Annotated in this window: 16 protein-coding genes; 15 read left to right on the top strand and 1 reads right to left on the bottom strand. The window is 44.4% G+C overall.

Going from position 1 to position 16,926, the window contains the following annotated elements:
• Positions 1-36: 36 nt before the first annotated feature.
• From recO to BTR1S_RS09080, 15 genes are all read left to right on the top strand, one after another.
• Complete coding sequence (gene recO / locus BTR1S_RS09150; protein WP_006637599.1) at positions 37-807, top strand: DNA repair protein RecO; 771 nt, start codon at positions 37-39, stop codon at positions 805-807.
• 336 nt (positions 808-1,143) lie between these two features.
• Complete coding sequence (gene glyQ, locus BTR1S_RS09145) at positions 1,144-2,031, top strand: glycine--tRNA ligase subunit alpha (RefSeq protein WP_006637598.1); 888 nt, start codon at positions 1,144-1,146, stop codon at positions 2,029-2,031.
• Positions 2,024-4,063 carry a glycine--tRNA ligase subunit beta gene (glyS, locus tag BTR1S_RS09140; protein ID WP_006637597.1) on the top strand — a complete coding sequence of 680 codons (2,040 nt, stop codon included), beginning with the start codon at positions 2,024-2,026 and terminating at the stop codon, positions 4,061-4,063. The genes glyQ and glyS overlap by 8 nt, the downstream gene beginning before the upstream one ends.
• 206 nt (positions 4,064-4,269) lie before the next feature.
• The gene (gene ccpN, locus BTR1S_RS09135) at positions 4,270-4,908 is read left to right on the top strand and encodes a transcriptional regulator CcpN (protein ID WP_006637596.1); all 639 of its coding nucleotides are present in this window, start codon (positions 4,270-4,272) and stop codon (positions 4,906-4,908) included.
• 23 nt (positions 4,909-4,931) lie between these two features.
• Positions 4,932-5,744 carry a pyruvate, water dikinase regulatory protein gene (locus BTR1S_RS09130; RefSeq protein ID WP_006637595.1) on the top strand — a complete coding sequence of 271 codons (813 nt, stop codon included), beginning with the start codon at positions 4,932-4,934 and terminating at the stop codon, positions 5,742-5,744.
• A gap of 261 nt (positions 5,745-6,005) precedes the next feature.
• A complete protein-coding gene (locus tag BTR1S_RS09125; protein WP_006637594.1) occupies positions 6,006-6,497 on the top strand; it encodes a YaiI/YqxD family protein in 492 nt (163 codons plus the stop codon).
• A gap of 32 nt (positions 6,498-6,529) precedes the next feature.
• Entirely contained in the window at positions 6,530-8,353 is a 1,824-nt protein-coding gene (gene dnaG, locus BTR1S_RS09120; RefSeq protein ID WP_006637593.1) for a DNA primase, read from the top strand.
• Positions 8,354-8,552: 199 nt separating this feature from the next.
• Positions 8,553-9,674, top strand: coding sequence for an RNA polymerase sigma factor RpoD (gene rpoD / locus BTR1S_RS09115; protein ID WP_006637592.1), 1,122 nt, complete (start codon positions 8,553-8,555; stop codon positions 9,672-9,674).
• Between the two features lie 361 nt (positions 9,675-10,035).
• Positions 10,036-10,395, top strand: coding sequence for a cytochrome c550 (gene cccA, locus BTR1S_RS09110; protein ID WP_006637591.1), 360 nt, complete (start codon positions 10,036-10,038; stop codon positions 10,393-10,395).
• Positions 10,396-10,865: 470 nt separating this feature from the next.
• Positions 10,866-11,528, top strand: coding sequence for a hypothetical protein (locus tag BTR1S_RS09105; RefSeq protein ID WP_236835534.1), 663 nt, complete (start codon positions 10,866-10,868; stop codon positions 11,526-11,528).
• Between the two features lie 202 nt (positions 11,529-11,730).
• Positions 11,731-12,630: a hypothetical protein gene (locus BTR1S_RS09100; protein WP_029419363.1), complete on the top strand. Its 900-nt coding sequence runs from the start codon at positions 11,731-11,733 to the stop codon at positions 12,628-12,630.
• 118 nt (positions 12,631-12,748) lie between these two features.
• Positions 12,749-13,141 (top strand): immunity 50 family protein, encoded by a 393-nt coding sequence (locus BTR1S_RS09095; RefSeq protein WP_006637588.1) that lies wholly within the window; start codon positions 12,749-12,751, stop codon positions 13,139-13,141.
• A 167-nt stretch (positions 13,142-13,308) separates the two neighbouring features.
• Positions 13,309-14,034, top strand: coding sequence for an endonuclease V (locus BTR1S_RS09090; protein WP_006637587.1), 726 nt, complete (start codon positions 13,309-13,311; stop codon positions 14,032-14,034).
• A gap of 95 nt (positions 14,035-14,129) precedes the next feature.
• Positions 14,130-14,837, top strand: coding sequence for a tRNA (adenine(22)-N(1))-methyltransferase (locus tag BTR1S_RS09085; RefSeq protein ID WP_155910179.1), 708 nt, complete (start codon positions 14,130-14,132; stop codon positions 14,835-14,837).
• Positions 14,830-15,951 (top strand): Nif3-like dinuclear metal center hexameric protein, encoded by a 1,122-nt coding sequence (locus tag BTR1S_RS09080; RefSeq protein WP_006637585.1) that lies wholly within the window; start codon positions 14,830-14,832, stop codon positions 15,949-15,951. Before BTR1S_RS09085 ends, BTR1S_RS09080 begins: the two co-directional genes overlap by 8 nt.
• Before the next feature lie 29 nt (positions 15,952-15,980).
• Here BTR1S_RS09080 and BTR1S_RS09075 read toward each other — a convergent pair whose 3' ends face one another.
• Entirely contained in the window at positions 15,981-16,925 is a 945-nt protein-coding gene (locus BTR1S_RS09075; protein WP_006637584.1) for a 4-hydroxy-3-methylbut-2-enyl diphosphate reductase, read from the bottom strand.
• Position 16,926: the final 1 nt, after the last annotated feature.

The raw sequence follows: 16,926 nt of genomic DNA, 5'->3' as shown, positions 1-16,926 counted from the left end.
TTGCTTGAATCCTCCAATTTTTGGATGGTGCAACATATGCTGACGAAATGTGAAGGTATCGTCCTTCGTACGAACGATTATGGTGAAACCAATAAAATTTTGACAATTTTGACAAGGGAGCATGGGAAAATCGGTGTACTGGCAAGAGGCGCAAAAAAACCGAACAGCCGCTTGTCGGCTATTTCCCAGCCCTTTCTCTACGCTTCGTTTTTATTTCGGAAATCGTCCGGACTCGGTACGCTTGAGCAGGGCGAAATGCTTGAAAGCATGCGGAATATTCGCGAGGACCTTTTTTTAACGGCGCATGCCGCTTATATCGCCGAATTGGTTGACAAAGGCACGGATGAAAAGAAACCGAACCCGTTTTTATTCGAACTGCTTCTTCAATCGATGAGAAGGCTGAATGACGGGACTGATCCGGACATCATTACAAACCTGATCGAAGTCAAAATGCTCGGCGTAATCGGGCTTTATCCGGAATTAAATGAATGCGTCCATTGCAAGAGCAAAGACGGAACATTCCATTTTTCAATCCGCGACAACGGCTTTATATGCCATCGCTGCTTTGCGAAGGACCCTTATCGGGTGCCGATGTCTCCCGCTTCAGCCAGGCTTTTGAGACTGCTTTTTTATTTTGACCTGTCAAGGCTCGGGAATGTATCGGTAAAACGTGAAACAAAGGAAGAGCTGAAAAGAGTCATCCAGCTCTATTATGACGAGTACTCGGGAATTTTTCTGAAATCGCGGCGCTTTATGGAACAGATGGACAATATGAAAAAAATGCTCGGCAATGAAAACAAAAGTTGACAACCTCTTCATCTTTTTATAAGATCATGTCTATAGAGTGCGGGCCGTATGTCCGCTGTCAGATTCAATAATGATGCTGCGTTGACGGAAAGAAGTAGTTGCGCCGCCTCATACAAGCGACTCCGGGACGGTGGAAGCCGGAGATGAGAGCGTAATGAAAGGCATTCCCTGAGCAGCTTTTAAAAAAGAGGCTAAAGGCGATCTTTAGCAAATAGGGTGGAACCGCGGGAGAACTCTCGTCCCTATGTTTGTGAACAACAAGCATAGGGACGGGAGTTTTTTCTGCCCAGTTTCCCCTATGCATAACCTGAAAACGTATTGTGGAGGTGCTTCATTTTGAATATTCAAGAAATGATTTTAACGCTGCAAAAGCATTGGTCTAATGAAGGCTGCGTTCTTTTGCAGTCGTATGATGTGGAAAAGGGCGCGGGGACAATGAGCCCTTATACATTTTTGCGGAGCCTCGGACCTGAGCCGTGGAAGGTCGCGTATGTAGAACCGTCAAGACGGCCTGCAGATGGAAGATATGGCGAAAACCCAAACAGGCTTTATCAGCACCATCAGTTCCAGGTCATCATCAAGCCGTCTCCGGACAACATTCAAGAGCTGTATCTGGATTCATTAAAAGCGCTCGGAATCGATCCTTTGGAGCATGATATCCGGTTTGTCGAGGACAACTGGGAAAATCCGTCGCTCGGCTGTGCCGGCCTTGGCTGGGAAGTATGGCTTGATGGTATGGAAATCACGCAATTCACCTATTTTCAGCAGGTCGGCGGTCTAGAATGCAAGCCGGTATCTGTTGAAATCACATATGGCATCGAACGACTGGCGTCGTATATTCAAGACAAAGAGAATGTGTTTGATTTGGAATGGACCAAGGGCTACACGATAAGAGATTTATTTATGATGGCCGAATACGAGCATTCCGTTTATACGTTTGAAACGTCTGACGTGGATATGCTGTTTGACTTGTTCGCCACGTACGAAAAAGAAGCCAACCGCCAAATGGATCAGGGCCTTGTCCATCCGGCATATGACTATGTCCTGAAATGCTCCCACACCTTTAACTTGCTTGATGCAAAAGGAGCCATTTCCGTTACGGAACGGACCGGTTATATCGCAAGGGTCCGAAACCTGGCCAGAAAAGTGGCGAAAACGTATTATAATGAGCGCGAAAAGCTGGGCTTTCCAATGCTGAAGGAGGAAGAGGCATCCCATGAGTAATCAAGATCTGCTGTTAGAAATCGGATTAGAAGAAATGCCGGCGCGGTTCATGCACGACAGCATGACGCAGTTGGGAGAAAAAATCGAAAGCTGGCTGAAAGAAAAAAATATTGCATACGGCAATATCCGGCTGTTCAATTCCCCAAGAAGGCTCGCGGTCCTTGTAGAAAACACCGCTGAAAAGCAGGACGATGTGAAGGAAGAAGCGAAAGGGCCGGCCAAAAAAATCGCCCTTGATGAAAACGGCGAATGGACGAAGGCGGCAATCGGCTTCTCGCGGGGGCAAGGGGCAAGCCCGGAAGATCTATATTTTAAAGACATAAAAGGGACGGAATATGCATTCGTCCAAAAATTTCAAAAGGGCCAGGAAACCATTTCGCTGCTGCCTGAACTGGGTGATTTGGTAACAAGCCTTCACTTTCCGAAAAATATGCGCTGGGGCAGCGAAGACCTTAAATATATCCGTCCGATTAAATGGATCGTCGCTTTATTCGGCAGCGAAGTCGTTCCTTTTTCTGTCGCGCATGTCGAAAGCGGCCGGATGACGCAGGGACACCGCTTCCTCGGAAAAGCTGTTGAATTAAGCAGCCCGTCCGAATACGAGGACAAATTGGCGGGCCAATTTGTCATAGCCGATCCGGCAAAACGCAAGCGGCTCATTACAGAGCAGCTAGACAAGCTGGCAGCGGAAAAATCGTGGAACATTCCTAGAGACGAAGAATTACTGGATGAAGTCAACCATCTTGTTGAATATCCAACCGTATTGTTCGGCTCATTTGAAGAGGAATTTCTGTCAATTCCTGAAGAGGTCCTCGTGACCACGATGAAAGAGCATCAGCGCTATTTTCCTGTCAAAGGCGAAAGCGGCAGTCTGCTTCCTTTCTTTGTGACGGTGCGCAACGGAAACAGCCGCGCCCTTGAAAACGTCGCCAGAGGAAATGAAAAGGTATTAAGAGCGCGCCTTTCAGACGCAGCCTTCTTCTACAAGGAAGATCAAAAATTAAATATCGAGGAAAATGTGAAAAAGCTCGAAAAGATCGTCTTCCATGAAGAGCTGGGTTCACTTGGCGACAAGGTGAAACGAACTGCGGCGATCGCTGGACGGATCGCACAGGAAATCGGTGCAGACGATGAAACGGCTAAGCTGATTGACCGTGCCGCAAACATATCCAAATTCGATTTGGTCACACATATGGTCTATGAATTCCCTGAACTTCAAGGAATCATGGGTGAAAAATACGCCCGGATGCTCGGCGAAGACGAAAGCGTTGCCCGTGCGGTCAATGAGCATTACATGCCGAGACAGGCCGGCGGTGAGACGCCTTCATCTGTTGTCGGTGCGGTGGTAGCATTAGCGGATAAGCTTGATACGGTCGCTTCCTTCTTCAAGATCGGTGTGACTCCGACAGGCTCCCAGGACCCGTACGGCTTGAGACGGCAGGCGAGCGGAATCGTCCAAATCCTGATTGACCGGAATTGGGGAATTTCGTTTGAAAAGCTGATTTCTTTTACAGAGCAAAAGGAAAACAGCGAGCTGCTCGATTTCTTTAAACAGCGTCTCAAATATGTACTGACAGCAGAAAACATTCGTTATGACGTGGTGGACGCCGTACTGGAAAGCACAGAGCTGGAGCCGTATTCGGCCCTCAAAAAAGCAGCCGTACTTGAGAAAGCGGCAGCCAAACCGGATTTCAAAGAAACGGCTGAGGCGCTGTCAAGGGTGATTTCGATCAGCAAAAAAAGCGAATCAACGGCCATTGACCCGTCACTGTTTGAAAACCCTCAAGAAGAGAAGCTCTATCAAGCGTATGAAGAGTGCAAACGGCAGATCGCGGGGCTTTATGAAGCAAAGGATTATGAAGGAGCCTTCCGTGAGCTTGGCAGACTGAAAGCGCCGATCGCAGCTTATTTCGACCATACGATGGTGCACGCCGAGGATGAAAGATTAAAAGAAAATCGTTTAGCGCAAATGGCAAGTTTGGCGGAGCTAATCAGGACTTTTGCAAACATCGATGACATCATTGTAAAATAAACAGGCAGATGACGGTTGCTAACCATTTGGGCAGCCGTCTTTTTGCCAAAAAACAGAAAGCGCATCTTCACATTTCTGACAAATTGCGCTTGTTCTTTTCATAGAATTCAAATGTAATTGCTGTTATTTTAGCCTTCAATTGCGTTATAATATGTTATCGACTTTTTATACATATTGAACGAATCGTGAGCTTCAGCTTAAAGGTGGTGAGTACGATCGAACTAAATAAACGTCAGGAGCATATTTTGCAGATTGTCAAAGAGAACGGACCGATAACCGGAGAGCATATAGCCGAAAAACTGAATTTAACAAGGGCTACGCTTCGGCCGGACTTAGCCATTTTAACGATGTCGGGCTTTTTGGAAGCGAGGCCGAGAGTCGGTTATTTTTATACAGGAAAGACAGGAACGCAGCTTTTGGCCGACAAGCTGAAAAAGCTGCAGGTGAAGGACTTCCAGTCGATTCCGGTGGTGATTCACGAAAACGTTTCCGTTTATGATGCGATCTGCACGATGTTCTTAGAGGACGTAGGAACGCTTTTTGTCGTTGATGATAATGCCATCTTAGTCGGTGTACTTTCACGGAAAGATTTGCTCAGAGCAAGCATCGGCAAACAGGAGCTCCCTTCTATACCCGTCCATATCATTATGACAAGAATGCCTAACATTACGATATGCAGGCGCGATGATTTCATTTTGGACGTTGCCAAAACGCTCATCGAAAAACAGATTGACGCGTTGCCCGTTGTAAAGGATACAGAAAAGGGCTTTGAAGTAGCGGGAAGAATCACGAAGACAAACATGACAAAAATCCTTGTCGGCTTATCTGAAAATGAAATCATGTAGAGTGAAAACAATGGGGGGATATCATGAATAATCGGACGATTTATGTTGTATCCGACTCTGTCGGCGAGACAGCTGAGCTGGTTGTCAAGGCGGCTGTCAGTCAATTCAACGGCTCATCAGAGCATACAAATATCAGGCGGATCCCTTATGTGGAGGACCGCGGAACAATTAAAGAAGTCATTTCACTGGCGGAAGCCGATGGCGGCATCATCTGTTTTACGCTCGTTGTCCCGGAAATTCGTGAATTTTTAATCGCAGAAGCTGAAAAAGCGAACGTGGTATACTACGATATCATCGGTCCGCTGATCGAGAAAATGGAGACGGTGTACGGGTTCAGCGCCAAATATGAACCGGGCCGGGTCCGGCAGCTTGATGAAGATTACTTCAAAAAAGTCGAGGCGATTGAATTCGCCGTAAAATACGACGATGGCAGGGATCCGCGGGGCATCTTAAAAGCGGATATCGTCTTGATCGGCGTGTCCAGAACGTCTAAAACCCCTTTATCACAATATTTGGCTCACAAGCGTCTGAAAGTGGCAAACGTGCCGATTGTTCCGGAAGTCGACCCTCCGGAAGAGCTCTTTACTGTTGATCCGGCCAAATGCATCGGTTTGAAAATCAGTCCCGATAAGCTGAACCATATCCGGAAAGAGCGCTTGAAATCCCTCGGCCTCAATGATAAAGCGATCTATGCCAATATCAACCGCATCAAAGAAGAACTGGAATACTTTGAAAAAATAGTGAACCGAATCGGCTGCGATGTCGTCGATGTATCCAATAAAGCGGTAGAAGAAACAGCCAACATTATCCATAACATGATGACAAAAAGGGTCTAACAAAAAACTCAGGACACCCCATCCTGGGTTTTTGCTTTGACGGTTTTGGGAAAAGTGAAAAAGATAGCATCTTTCACTCATTTGTATTATAATAAAAAATTGTGATAAAATGATTAATTTTAGGTTTAAGCTTAGTACAGAACGAATAAACTATTATGGGTATCGTGTCAAGAATTTCAAGAAAAAAGTTTTCGACAAATTCTTATAAATCGATTATTTTGAAACCTGTGTGATTTTGCCCGTATTTATAGCAGGAGTTTGATGGAGGGATGGAGAATTAGTTTTCTTGAAAAAGAAAGGACGATTTTTGTCGATGCAGACGCATGCCCAGTAAAAGACGAAGTGCTGAAGGTCGCCGCGGAATACGAAGTGAATGTTGTGTTCGTAGCTTCATTCGAGCATTATCAAGTGACAAGGAAAGCGGAAGAGAATTGGGCGTATGTTGATCCACATAAAGAAGCTGCGGATCTGTATATTGCCAATCATGTCCGCGCCGGTGATTTGGTCATTACGCAGGATATCGGGCTTGCTTCACTGCTGCTTGGCAAAAAGGTCTTTGTGATGTCGGAGAGAGGTTTTCTTTTCGAAGAGAAGTCCATCGACCTCGCTCTTTGCCGCCGTCACATCTCTCAAAAACTGAGAAGAAGCGGACACTACACAAAAGGCCCAAAAAAGCTTGTCAAAGAAGACAGGGAGCGATTTGTCAAAGAGCTGCAAAAAATCTTGTCGAAAATTGAAGGATTTACGTACTAAGCAGCGAATTATGTACGACGGAGTGTTGGAACATGGGCAATCGTATACCAGATGAAATCGTGGAACAAGTGCAAAACTCAGCTGATATCGTTGAAGTGATTGGAGAGTACGTCCAGTTAAGAAAACAGGGGCGTAATTATTTTGGGCTCTGTCCATTTCACGGCGAGAACACACCATCTTTTTCCGTTTCTGGAGAAAAACAGATTTTCCACTGCTTTGGATGCGGAGCGGGAGGAAATGTCTTTTCATTTTTAAGACAAATGGAAGGTTATTCTTTTAGTGAAGCAGTTTCTCATCTGGCGGATAAATATCACATCGATCTGCCGGATCATGTAACAGCTGTTTCTTCATACAGTGCGGGCAATTCAGATGAACAGAAGATGGCGGAAGCTCACGAGCTGTTAAAGAAATTTTACCATCATTTGCTGGTCAATACAAAGGAAGGCCAAGAAGCGCTCGACTATTTGCTCGAGAGAGGCTTCAGGATGGAAGAAATCGAGCAGTTTGAAATCGGCTGCGCTCTTGATTCATGGGATTTTATAACAAAGTTTTTGGAACGCAGAGGCTTTGACCTCGATTTGATGGAAAAAGCCGGACTGATTATCAGGCGGGAAAACGGAGGCGGCTATTTTGACCGCTTTCGGAGCCGGATTATGTTTCCGATTCATGATCATCACGGAACAACGGTCGCTTTTTCGGGAAGGACGTTTACCGGCGAGCATCCGAAATATATGAACAGTCCTGAAACCCCGCTTTTTCGGAAAAGCAAGCTGCTTTATCATTTTCACCAGGCGCGGCTTCATATCCGAAAAGAAGAAAGGGCTGTCCTCTTTGAAGGCTTCGCAGACGTCATTTCGGCCGTCCGGTCGGGGGTGAAAGAGGCCATCGCGACAATGGGAACGGCCCTTACCGAGGAGCATGCCAAAATCATCAGACGCAATGTCGGGGAAGTCATCCTTTGCTATGATTCGGATCAAGCCGGGTACGAAGCGACACTGAAAGCGGCTGACGTGCTTCAGAAAAGGGGCTGCAATGTGAAGGTTGCAATGATCCCCGACGGACTGGATCCCGATGACTACATCAAAACATTCGGCAGCGAAAAGTTTAAACACGATGTAATAGGGTCCAGCGTAACCTTAATGACATTTAAAATGCAATATTTCCGCAAGGGGAAAAACCTGTCTGATGAAGGTGACCGCTTAGCATACATCAATGATGTATTAAAAGAAGTCAGCCTGCTCAGCGGGCCTCTCGAACAGGAGATATACATCAAACAGCTGGCAAATGAATTTTCGCTCTCTCTCGATTCCCTGAAGGAACAGCTTTCCGTTTTTGAAAAACAGGCTGCCAGCCGCACAAGGGAAAGCGGACGGCAGGAATCGAAAGAGAGGCGCGCTTCCATTTCGCGGCCTCCGCGGAAGAAAACGGGGCTTCGCCCGGCTCATGAAAACGCAGAACGAATGCTGATCGCTCACATGATTCACGACCGCGATGTCATCCGAAAAGTTTTGGATCGGGTCGGCTTTGAATTTAACCTTGATCAGCACAGGGCGATCGCGGCATATCTATATGCCATGTACGAGGAAGGGGCCGACATTTCCATCCAGCAGCTTTTTAAACGAATTGACGATCAGGAGCTGAGCCAGCTCCTCACAGATATTTTGATGCTTCAAGTCAATCAGGAGCTTAGTGAAGCCGAATTATCTGATTATGTAAAAAAAGTGTTGAATTATCGAAATTGGTCAATGATAAAAGAAAAAGAGGCTGCAAGGGCGGAAGCCGAAAGACAAAAGGACTTTATTAAAGCGGCGACTTTGGCTCAAGAAATTATTAAGTTGAACCGTTCGCTAAAATAAACCGTTATATAATAGGAAGGGCTTTTGGCAATGAATCCTTACGGAGGAGCAAATGCTTGTCCTAATCACATATTGTCAATTTATGATTTGCTTTACGTTAAGCTCTAGATAGATATAAGGCTTAAAGCGTGAAATAGGAACAAATAAAGCGGGACGCTTTTAGAATTCGTCTGTAAGTTTTGGAAGGAGGGATCCATGAATGGCTGATAAACAAGCACACGAGACCGAAACTGAATTCACGTTTGAACAGGTAAGGGACCAATTAACTGAGGCCGGAAAAAAACGTGGAGTGCTCACATATGAAGAAATCGCAGAGCGCATGTCCAGTTTCGATATCGAATCAGACCAAATGGATGAGTATTATGAATTTTTAGGAGAGCAGGGCGTTGAATTAATTAGTGAAAACGAAGAAAATGAGGATCCTAATATTCAACAGCTTGCTAAGGCTGAAGAAGAATTTGACCTGAATGATTTAAGCGTGCCCCCGGGCGTTAAGATAAACGACCCTGTCCGGATGTACTTGAAAGAGATCGGACGGGTGAATCTCCTGTCTGCAAAAGAGGAAATTGAATACGCCAAAAAGATCGAAGAAGGCGATGAAGAATCCAAGCGGCGCTTGGCTGAAGCAAACTTGCGTCTTGTCGTCAGCATCGCAAAGCGGTACGTCGGCCGCGGCATGCTTTTCCTAGACCTGATCCAGGAAGGAAACATGGGTCTGATGAAGGCGGTTGAAAAGTTTGACTACCGTAAAGGATACAAATTCAGTACGTATGCAACATGGTGGATCAGACAGGCGATTACAAGAGCAATAGCCGACCAGGCAAGAACGATCCGGATTCCTGTGCATATGGTGGAAACGATCAATAAGCTGATCCGCGTCCAAAGACAGCTCCTTCAGGATCTCGGCCGGGAGCCAACTCCTGAAGAAATTGCAGAAGATATGGATTTGACGCCGGAAAAAGTCCGTGAAATTCTAAAGATTGCCCAAGAACCGGTTTCACTTGAAACCCCGATAGGAGAAGAGGATGATTCACATCTTGGAGATTTCATCGAAGACCAGGAAGCGACTTCTCCGTCAGATCACGCGGCATATGAACTTCTGAAAGAACAGCTTGAAGATGTATTAGATACACTGACAGACCGCGAAGAAAATGTATTGCGCCTTCGTTTCGGCCTCGATGACGGGCGGACAAGAACGTTGGAAGAAGTTGGTAAGGTGTTTGGGGTAACAAGAGAACGAATTCGTCAAATAGAAGCTAAAGCACTTCGTAAATTGAGACATCCAAGCAGAAGCAAACGTCTGAAAGATTTTCTCGAATAATGTGAACGGGTCCGCGGGATCCGTTCTTTTTTCACCCGTTTATGAAAGCGCTATTATTGGTAAACTCGATTATATTTTACTTAATTTCTTTTGATTTTGCAAATAGGCAAAAGTTGATTTTGAGACATTATAACCTTGAGATCACGGGAAAAGCCCTTTATAATGGTTGTTGAAACCGCATTCAAAATTTGGTTTGCCTGGAATCAATCACTCGGAATGATCGGCATTTCCAGCCATCATTTGTCTAAAATGTGAACTTCATCAGCTTTTGTTTCATAACCGGTTTACTTTTTGTAAAATTAAAGTAGAATTAGAATTGTTTACATAAGGGGCTGGGGTAAATGAAAAAGGGGGATGTAAAATGAATCGCAATCCATTAATTCCATTTTTGTTGATCGCTATTATGGGTATAGGTCTGGTTTTTATTTTATCGATAAAGGGTTTATACGATGCAAAGGAAATTGCCGGAGAAGGGAATAAAACCGCTCAAGAAAACAAAGCGGACGCATCGCCGGAAGAAATTTACAAGGCGAACTGCGTGACCTGCCACGGTGAAAACTATGAAGGAGTATCAGGTCCGAAATTAAAAGGGGTCGGCGACCACCTTGACAAGGGACAAATCAAAGAAAAAATTGAAAAAGGCGGAAACGGTATGCCCGCCGGGCTTGTTCCAGCCGAAAAGCTTGACGATATGGCGAAATGGGTTTCCGAGCTGAAATAGCCGTTTTAAGTCGGTTTTTGATGACCAATGATATCATTTTTTGATTTGGAAATATAGAGGATTCGCAAATTGAAAGTCTGCGGCTTTCTTGCGAATCCTTTTTGATTTGCGGGGTTCTTGGGAACTATTCGCGGAGTCAGCCCGGGAAAAGCGCGTCCCCGGTTTATGTCACCTGAAAGTTTTTCGAAAAACCTTCAGGAGATATGGACAAGCATGGTATGTTTACCAAATATGATGATGAAAGAGCGAGCGACTGAAGGAAAAGTCCTTGGGCGTCCTGGAAATGACGGAAAACCGCCGCAAAAACGGGTTTAGCGAAACTGCCGTCGGGCGGCTGTGTTCGAGTACTGGATATGCCGGGTCTTGGCTATGCCTCGCTATGCTGATCTGAAAGGGGATGACAAAACAACCTGGGTGAGAGCAGATCATCTGATAAAATGATATCGGGAGAAGAATATTTAAAATCAGGAGTGAAGAATTTGCCGGATTCCATTACATTATTAGAGCCTTTGAATTTATCAAGCGGCTGGTTCGTTCAATACAATAATTTAACAGAAGCCTCGCGAGAAAAAAGCGCCCTAAATACTCAATTAATAAAATTAATAAATGCAAGACATCATTCTGCGGTAGAAATTATGAAAGGGCATGATGATTATTTTATCCATGTCTACGACATTCATGACTCCCAAAAACTGATCGACACGATCGAAGTCAAAGAGCGGGATCAGCTGGTAAAAGAATTGGAATGGATCGTCTGGAAAATAGGAACATTTGACAGCAGAATTTACAGCTTTGAAGGTCCTCATGACTTTTTGCGTCTTAGAATTCCGGAAGGATGGAAAGTCGCTTATAATAAGTTAATCAATATAGACCCTGATCAGTTAGAGGAAGACAGTGATGAATGGTTTCACTTTACATCGTCTTTATTGCTGTTAGAGCATAAAGAGAATCAATTGCTTTTAGACGTTGGCTGGTATGTAGATATCGAGCCCTCAGGAACCTTTTATATCCTATTAATCAAAAATCAAGACTGGGAAAACCCGCTAGAAGATGTAGAAATGAGAAGACCCGAAGAGTTAGTGTCACAAATAGAAGCCATTCTTCAAAAAGCAGCTGTACAACATTTTGAATAACTGAGCTGAAGTTTCCAGAATAAAAACAAAGAAGGCAATGGTCGGATTCCTGTTTATCGACTGAGGCGAAAAAACAGAAAAAGGCCGGCCGGAGCGCAGAACAATTCAAAAAGACTTTACAGATCGTCCTTTGCCTGACAAACTGATGATGGAAAGGCGAACCAAAACGTGTCACGTAAAAATTTTTATAGGTGGAGATGGAATGTTTTTTTTCAAAAAGAAAGCAAGAGTCACAGAACAAAAAGTACGAGAGCTTGTTCAGCAGCTGGAAAAGGCATATATAAACAAGGATATCGAGAAATTGACCAGCATGTTCCATCCGGACAATCGGCATATATCGTTTTTAAATCATGCTGGGCTCATGATGACTTTTCAAATTTACGATATCCAATCAGACATCATGAATATAGATATTTTACATTTATCTGAGAAAGATGCTACGTTTACATACACACGAAAACATTTGTATACATGTTTAAACCAAAACGATGAAAATGGCGACAATCCAAATAATATCACCAGTTATTACGTCCAAATCGAAGCAGACGGCAATTTTATTTGGATCACAAGATATTCAAAGTACAGTGAATTATTTTTAAATACAGAAGGAGAGATCCTGCCGCAAGAGCAAGCGGTCGTACCCGCCGGCGCACAGTTCTTTGAACGTATGAAACGTTTTATTCATCAGTTTCAGCTGGATGGTTTCCAACCTGCGACGTATCTTTTATACAGCGACAGTGAATTTCTTGGCTATTATCCTGAGAAAGAGCGATTTTTGTATGTGACGACCGAGAAATTTACAATTGATTATTTTAAAGAAATGGCGGCTTCCTCGATTGCTGAACACACAGAAACCTATTTACATCAAAATAACTTGGAATTCGGTGAGATAGTAGAGAAAAAGGAGAATTATTCAATTATCGAAACTAAATTTTTAGAAGATTCTCGTTTGCAACATGAGCTTGTATTAAGTATATTGGCGCCTGACGGATTTTTTATGTTGCGCTATTTGAAAAATAATCATGGTCCGATTGAACAAGAGATGCGGCAAAGTTGGATTCATCAAATGCAGGGGGCCGCTACCCGAATCAATCAAGAATAAAATGGTTTATTAATGGGTTTTGGCGTCACGGTCTTGTTATATTGAGTGAACAATCCTTCTTACACTGCCAGACGTGAAAACTGACATCGTATAGAAGTAAGGTAAGGAGCTTAGACATATGATCAGCCAAGTAAAATTTATGAATCCTCAAGCTATTGTCAACATATTTGGCGGTATGCCTGAATTTATCGATTCGGAATTAATGAATGTGGAATTAAGGAGAGAAGGTCCTTGTTTATTTGTTAGATTGATGACAAAAGAGTCTGTTGAGAATAAACCGGAGCGTTGGGATAAGTGGGATGTCATTTATATAGAAATGTCCTTTATAGGTGTGCGAAATTTAAGCATAAAAGATTTCGGTACGGATCATATAATCAATCAATTTGAAATAAATGAAGTCGGGGAAGATGGATCATTAAAGATTACATGCAACAATCACATGCAGATTGAATGTATTTTTGAGTGGGCCAGAATCGAAAAAGTTTCACCTGGATTATTAGGTATTTCATAAACATACATACAATAAACAGCTATACGCGAAACCTCTTCAAATGTAGAATAATGGATTTTTAAGCTGGTTTGTCTGAAAGCAGATACAAAGGGTTTAGGGGAAAAAGGCATTAATGATAGGGGGATGCTTCAGAAAATTGGATTGAGTGAGGGAGTTCGGTTAAAAAAATGAAGATTAATCATATCCACGATTTTAATTTGCATCATGAAGATGCTTTTTTAGCTTTGCAAATGGAGCTTAAAAGCCAAATCCAGTTAACAAAAACGATTAGTAACAATTCTTTGCAGAACTGCGCAGGGGTCGATTTAGCCTATTGGGAGGAGGATGGCGAATCAGTTGGCGTCTGCAGTATGGTAGTACTTGATGTAAACAGCAAAAATATCATTGAAAAAGTTCATAGCGTGGGGAAAATCAATGTGCCGTATGTACCGGGGTTTCTTGCGTTCAGGGAGCTTCCTCTTATCATAGAAGCGGCAAAAAAATTAACGGTTGACCCGGATGTTTTTTTATTCGACGGGAACGGTTATCTGCATTATCACCATATGGGGGTTGCGACACACGCATCGTTTTTTCTCAATAAACCAACAATCGGTATTGCAAAGACTTACTTGAGAATCAAACAAACTGACTTTGAGATGCCTGACGATGAAGTCGGCGCTTATACAGACATCGTGATTGACGGTGAAGTTTACGGACGTGCATTACGGACGAGACAGGGCGTGAAACCCGTATTTTTATCAAGCGGAAACTTCATTGATTTAGAAAGCAGCTATCAAATTGCGATGAACTTGATCAATCAAGAAAGCAGACTGCCGATCCCGGTTCGGTTGGCAGATCTTGAGACACACGCTTTAAGAAAATACTATCAGGAAAATAAAAAACTTGCCGAGTAAATTCGCAAGTTTTTTTCGGCTTGGAAACCAACCCGTTTTTTTATATGATAGTAAAGGAAAAATGAATCAGAAAAGTTGTGATGATTGTGAATGAAATGAAGTTATCAAAAAGGCTGCAGACTGTAGCCGAACACATACCAAAAGGGGCAGTGATGGCGGATATAGGGTCTGATCATGCCTATCTTCCCTGCTATTGTGTGCTGAATGACCTGGCAAGCGCCGCAATCGCCGGTGAAATTACGGATGGACCTTTTCTTTCTGCGAAACAGCAGGTTGAGAAATTAAATTTAAGTTCGCTCATCTCGGTAAGGAAAGGGGACGGGCTTAAAGTCATTCAAAAAGGCGAAGTGAATGCGATTACGATCGCCGGAATGGGGGGATCGCTCATTGCTCACATTCTAGAGTCGGGAAAGGGAAAACTGACGGGCAAGGAGCGCTTGATTTTGCAGCCGAATATTCACGCCCGCCATATAAGAGAGTGGCTGTACAAGGAAGGCTATGCGCTTATAAAAGAAGACATCCTTGAAGAAGACGGGAAATGCTATGAGGTTCTTGTGGCTGAAACCGGCGACAAGGACGCGGCCTACAAAGACATTTTTTTTAGAGCAGGCGTACTTGTCGGACCATTTTTAGCTAAAGAAAAAACGGATGTTTTTGTGAAAAAATGGTCCCAGGAGCTTGAACATCTGAAAAAAATCTATCAACAAATTAAAGTTGCTGCCCCAAGTATTGAAAATCAGCAAAAATTGAATGAGCTCTCAGAGAGGATTGAGATTTTAAAGGAGGTTTTAGAACGTGGGTAAATTGGTGAACGGTCAAGAAATCATCCGACTGTTTGAACAGTTCTCCCCGAAGGCTTTGGCCGTTGAAGGAGACAAAATCGGCCTCCAAATCGGGACGCTTAATAAAAAAATCAAAAACGTCATGGTGACCCTTGACGTGCTTGAAGAAACCGTAGATGAAGCGATTGCGAAAAACGTTGATTTAATCATCGCCCATCACCCTCCGGTTTTTCGGCCGCTGAAGAATATCGTGACAGATCAGCCGGGCGGGAGACTGATTGAAAAATGCATCAAACACGATATTGCCGTTTATGCGGCCCATACGAATCTTGATGTCGCCGACGGCGGTGTGAACGATATGCTAGCCGATGCATTGGGGCTCGAGGAAACAAAGGTTCTGGTCCCGACGTATGCAGAATCTTTGAAAAAGCTAGCGGTCTACGTTCCGAAAGAGTATGAAGAAAAGGTCCGGAAGGCTTTGGGAGATGCCGGAGCAGGCCATATCGGGGCATACAGCCATTGTGCCTTTTCGTCGGAGGGAATCGGCAGCTTCCGGCCGCTTGAGGATGCCAATCCGTTTATCGGCCAGGCGGGCGAGCTTGAGCGGGTTCAGGAAGTCAGAATTGAGACGGTATATCCGTCAGGCATTGAAAAGACGGTTTTAGCGGCGATGAAAAAGGCCCATCCATACGAAGAAGTCGCTTTTGATATTTATCCGGTTGAACAAAGCCCGCTTCAAAAAGGGCTTGGACGGATCGGTAAGCTGAAAGAAGAAATGACGCTCGCCGATTTTGCGCGGCATGTGAAAGAAAAGCTTCAGGCGAACGGAGCGCGGATGGTCGGAAATCCCGATGCCAAAGTCAAAAAAGTAGCCGTACTCGGCGGTGATGGGAACAAGTATATTTATGATGCGAAAAGAATGGGCGCAGATGTGTACGTGACAGGGGATCTTTATTTCCATACCGCCCACGATGCGCTGGCGATCGGGCTCAATGTCGTAGATCCCGGACATTACGCCGAACAAATCATGAAACAGGGCGTCACTAAAAAGCTGACGGAGATGTGTACAGAGAAAAAATATGATGTCAGCATTTTCCCTTCGGAAACCAATACAAATCCATTTGCTTTTTTATAAATCAAAAACCTGAGGCGGGTCACACAGCCTCAGGTTTTTGATTTTACTTTAGGCAATATTTTTTGCAGCGGAACTTCATGACTGGTCTTCCATGTGGATGGATCATCATGATCAAACTGCTCTAAAAAGCGGATGACTTCTTTCGTTATCGGCGTCGGGGTTGACGCTCCCGCTGTCACGGCGACCGTTTCAACGCCTTTAAGCCATTCAAGCTTTAATTCGCTTAAGTCTCCGATCCGGTATGCTTTCGTCCCGGCGATTTCTTCAGATACTTGTGCAAGACGGTTGGAGTTGTTGCTTTTCGGATCGCCGACGACGATCGTCAAGTCGGCCTTTTTCGCCTGTTCTGAGACCGCCTCCTGCCGAACCTGGGTTGCCAGGCAGATTTCCTGGTGGAATTCGACATGGGGATACTTTTCTTTCACCTTTTCCATAATGTCGTGGACATCCCATTGTGACATTGTCGTTTGATTTGTGACGATCAGTTTGTCTGAATCAACGGTCAGACGCTCCACATCCTCTTCAGTTTCGACAAGGTGAACGATATCGGGGGCAACGCCGACGGCGCCTTCCGGTTCCGGATGGCCTTTTTTGCCGATATAAATGACATGGTAGCCTTCCGCCTTCATTTTTTTGATTAAATCGTGGGTTTTCGTCACGTCAGGGCAGGTGGCGTCAATAGCGACCAGTCCTTTTTCCTCAGCAGCTTTGCGGACTTCGGGCGATACGCCGTGGGCGGTGAAAATAACGGTTCCTTTGTCAACCTTTTTTAAAATCTCGAGCCGGTTCGGGCCGTCAAGCGTATAAATGCCTTCTTTTTCAAATGCGTCTGTAACATGTTTATTATGAACAATCATTCCTAAAATATATATAGGTCTTGGCAGACTTTTATCAAGAGCCGCGTTTTTGGCGATGACCATGGCATCGACGACACCGTAGCAGTAGCCGCGCGGCGAGATTTTAATAACATTCATT

The sequence above is a fragment of the Bacillus sonorensis NBRC 101234 = KCTC 13918 genome, assembly GCF_001592005.1.
Classification (GTDB): domain Bacteria; phylum Bacillota; class Bacilli; order Bacillales; family Bacillaceae; genus Bacillus; species Bacillus sonorensis.
This window is presented reverse-complemented; position numbering and strand designations above follow the sequence as displayed.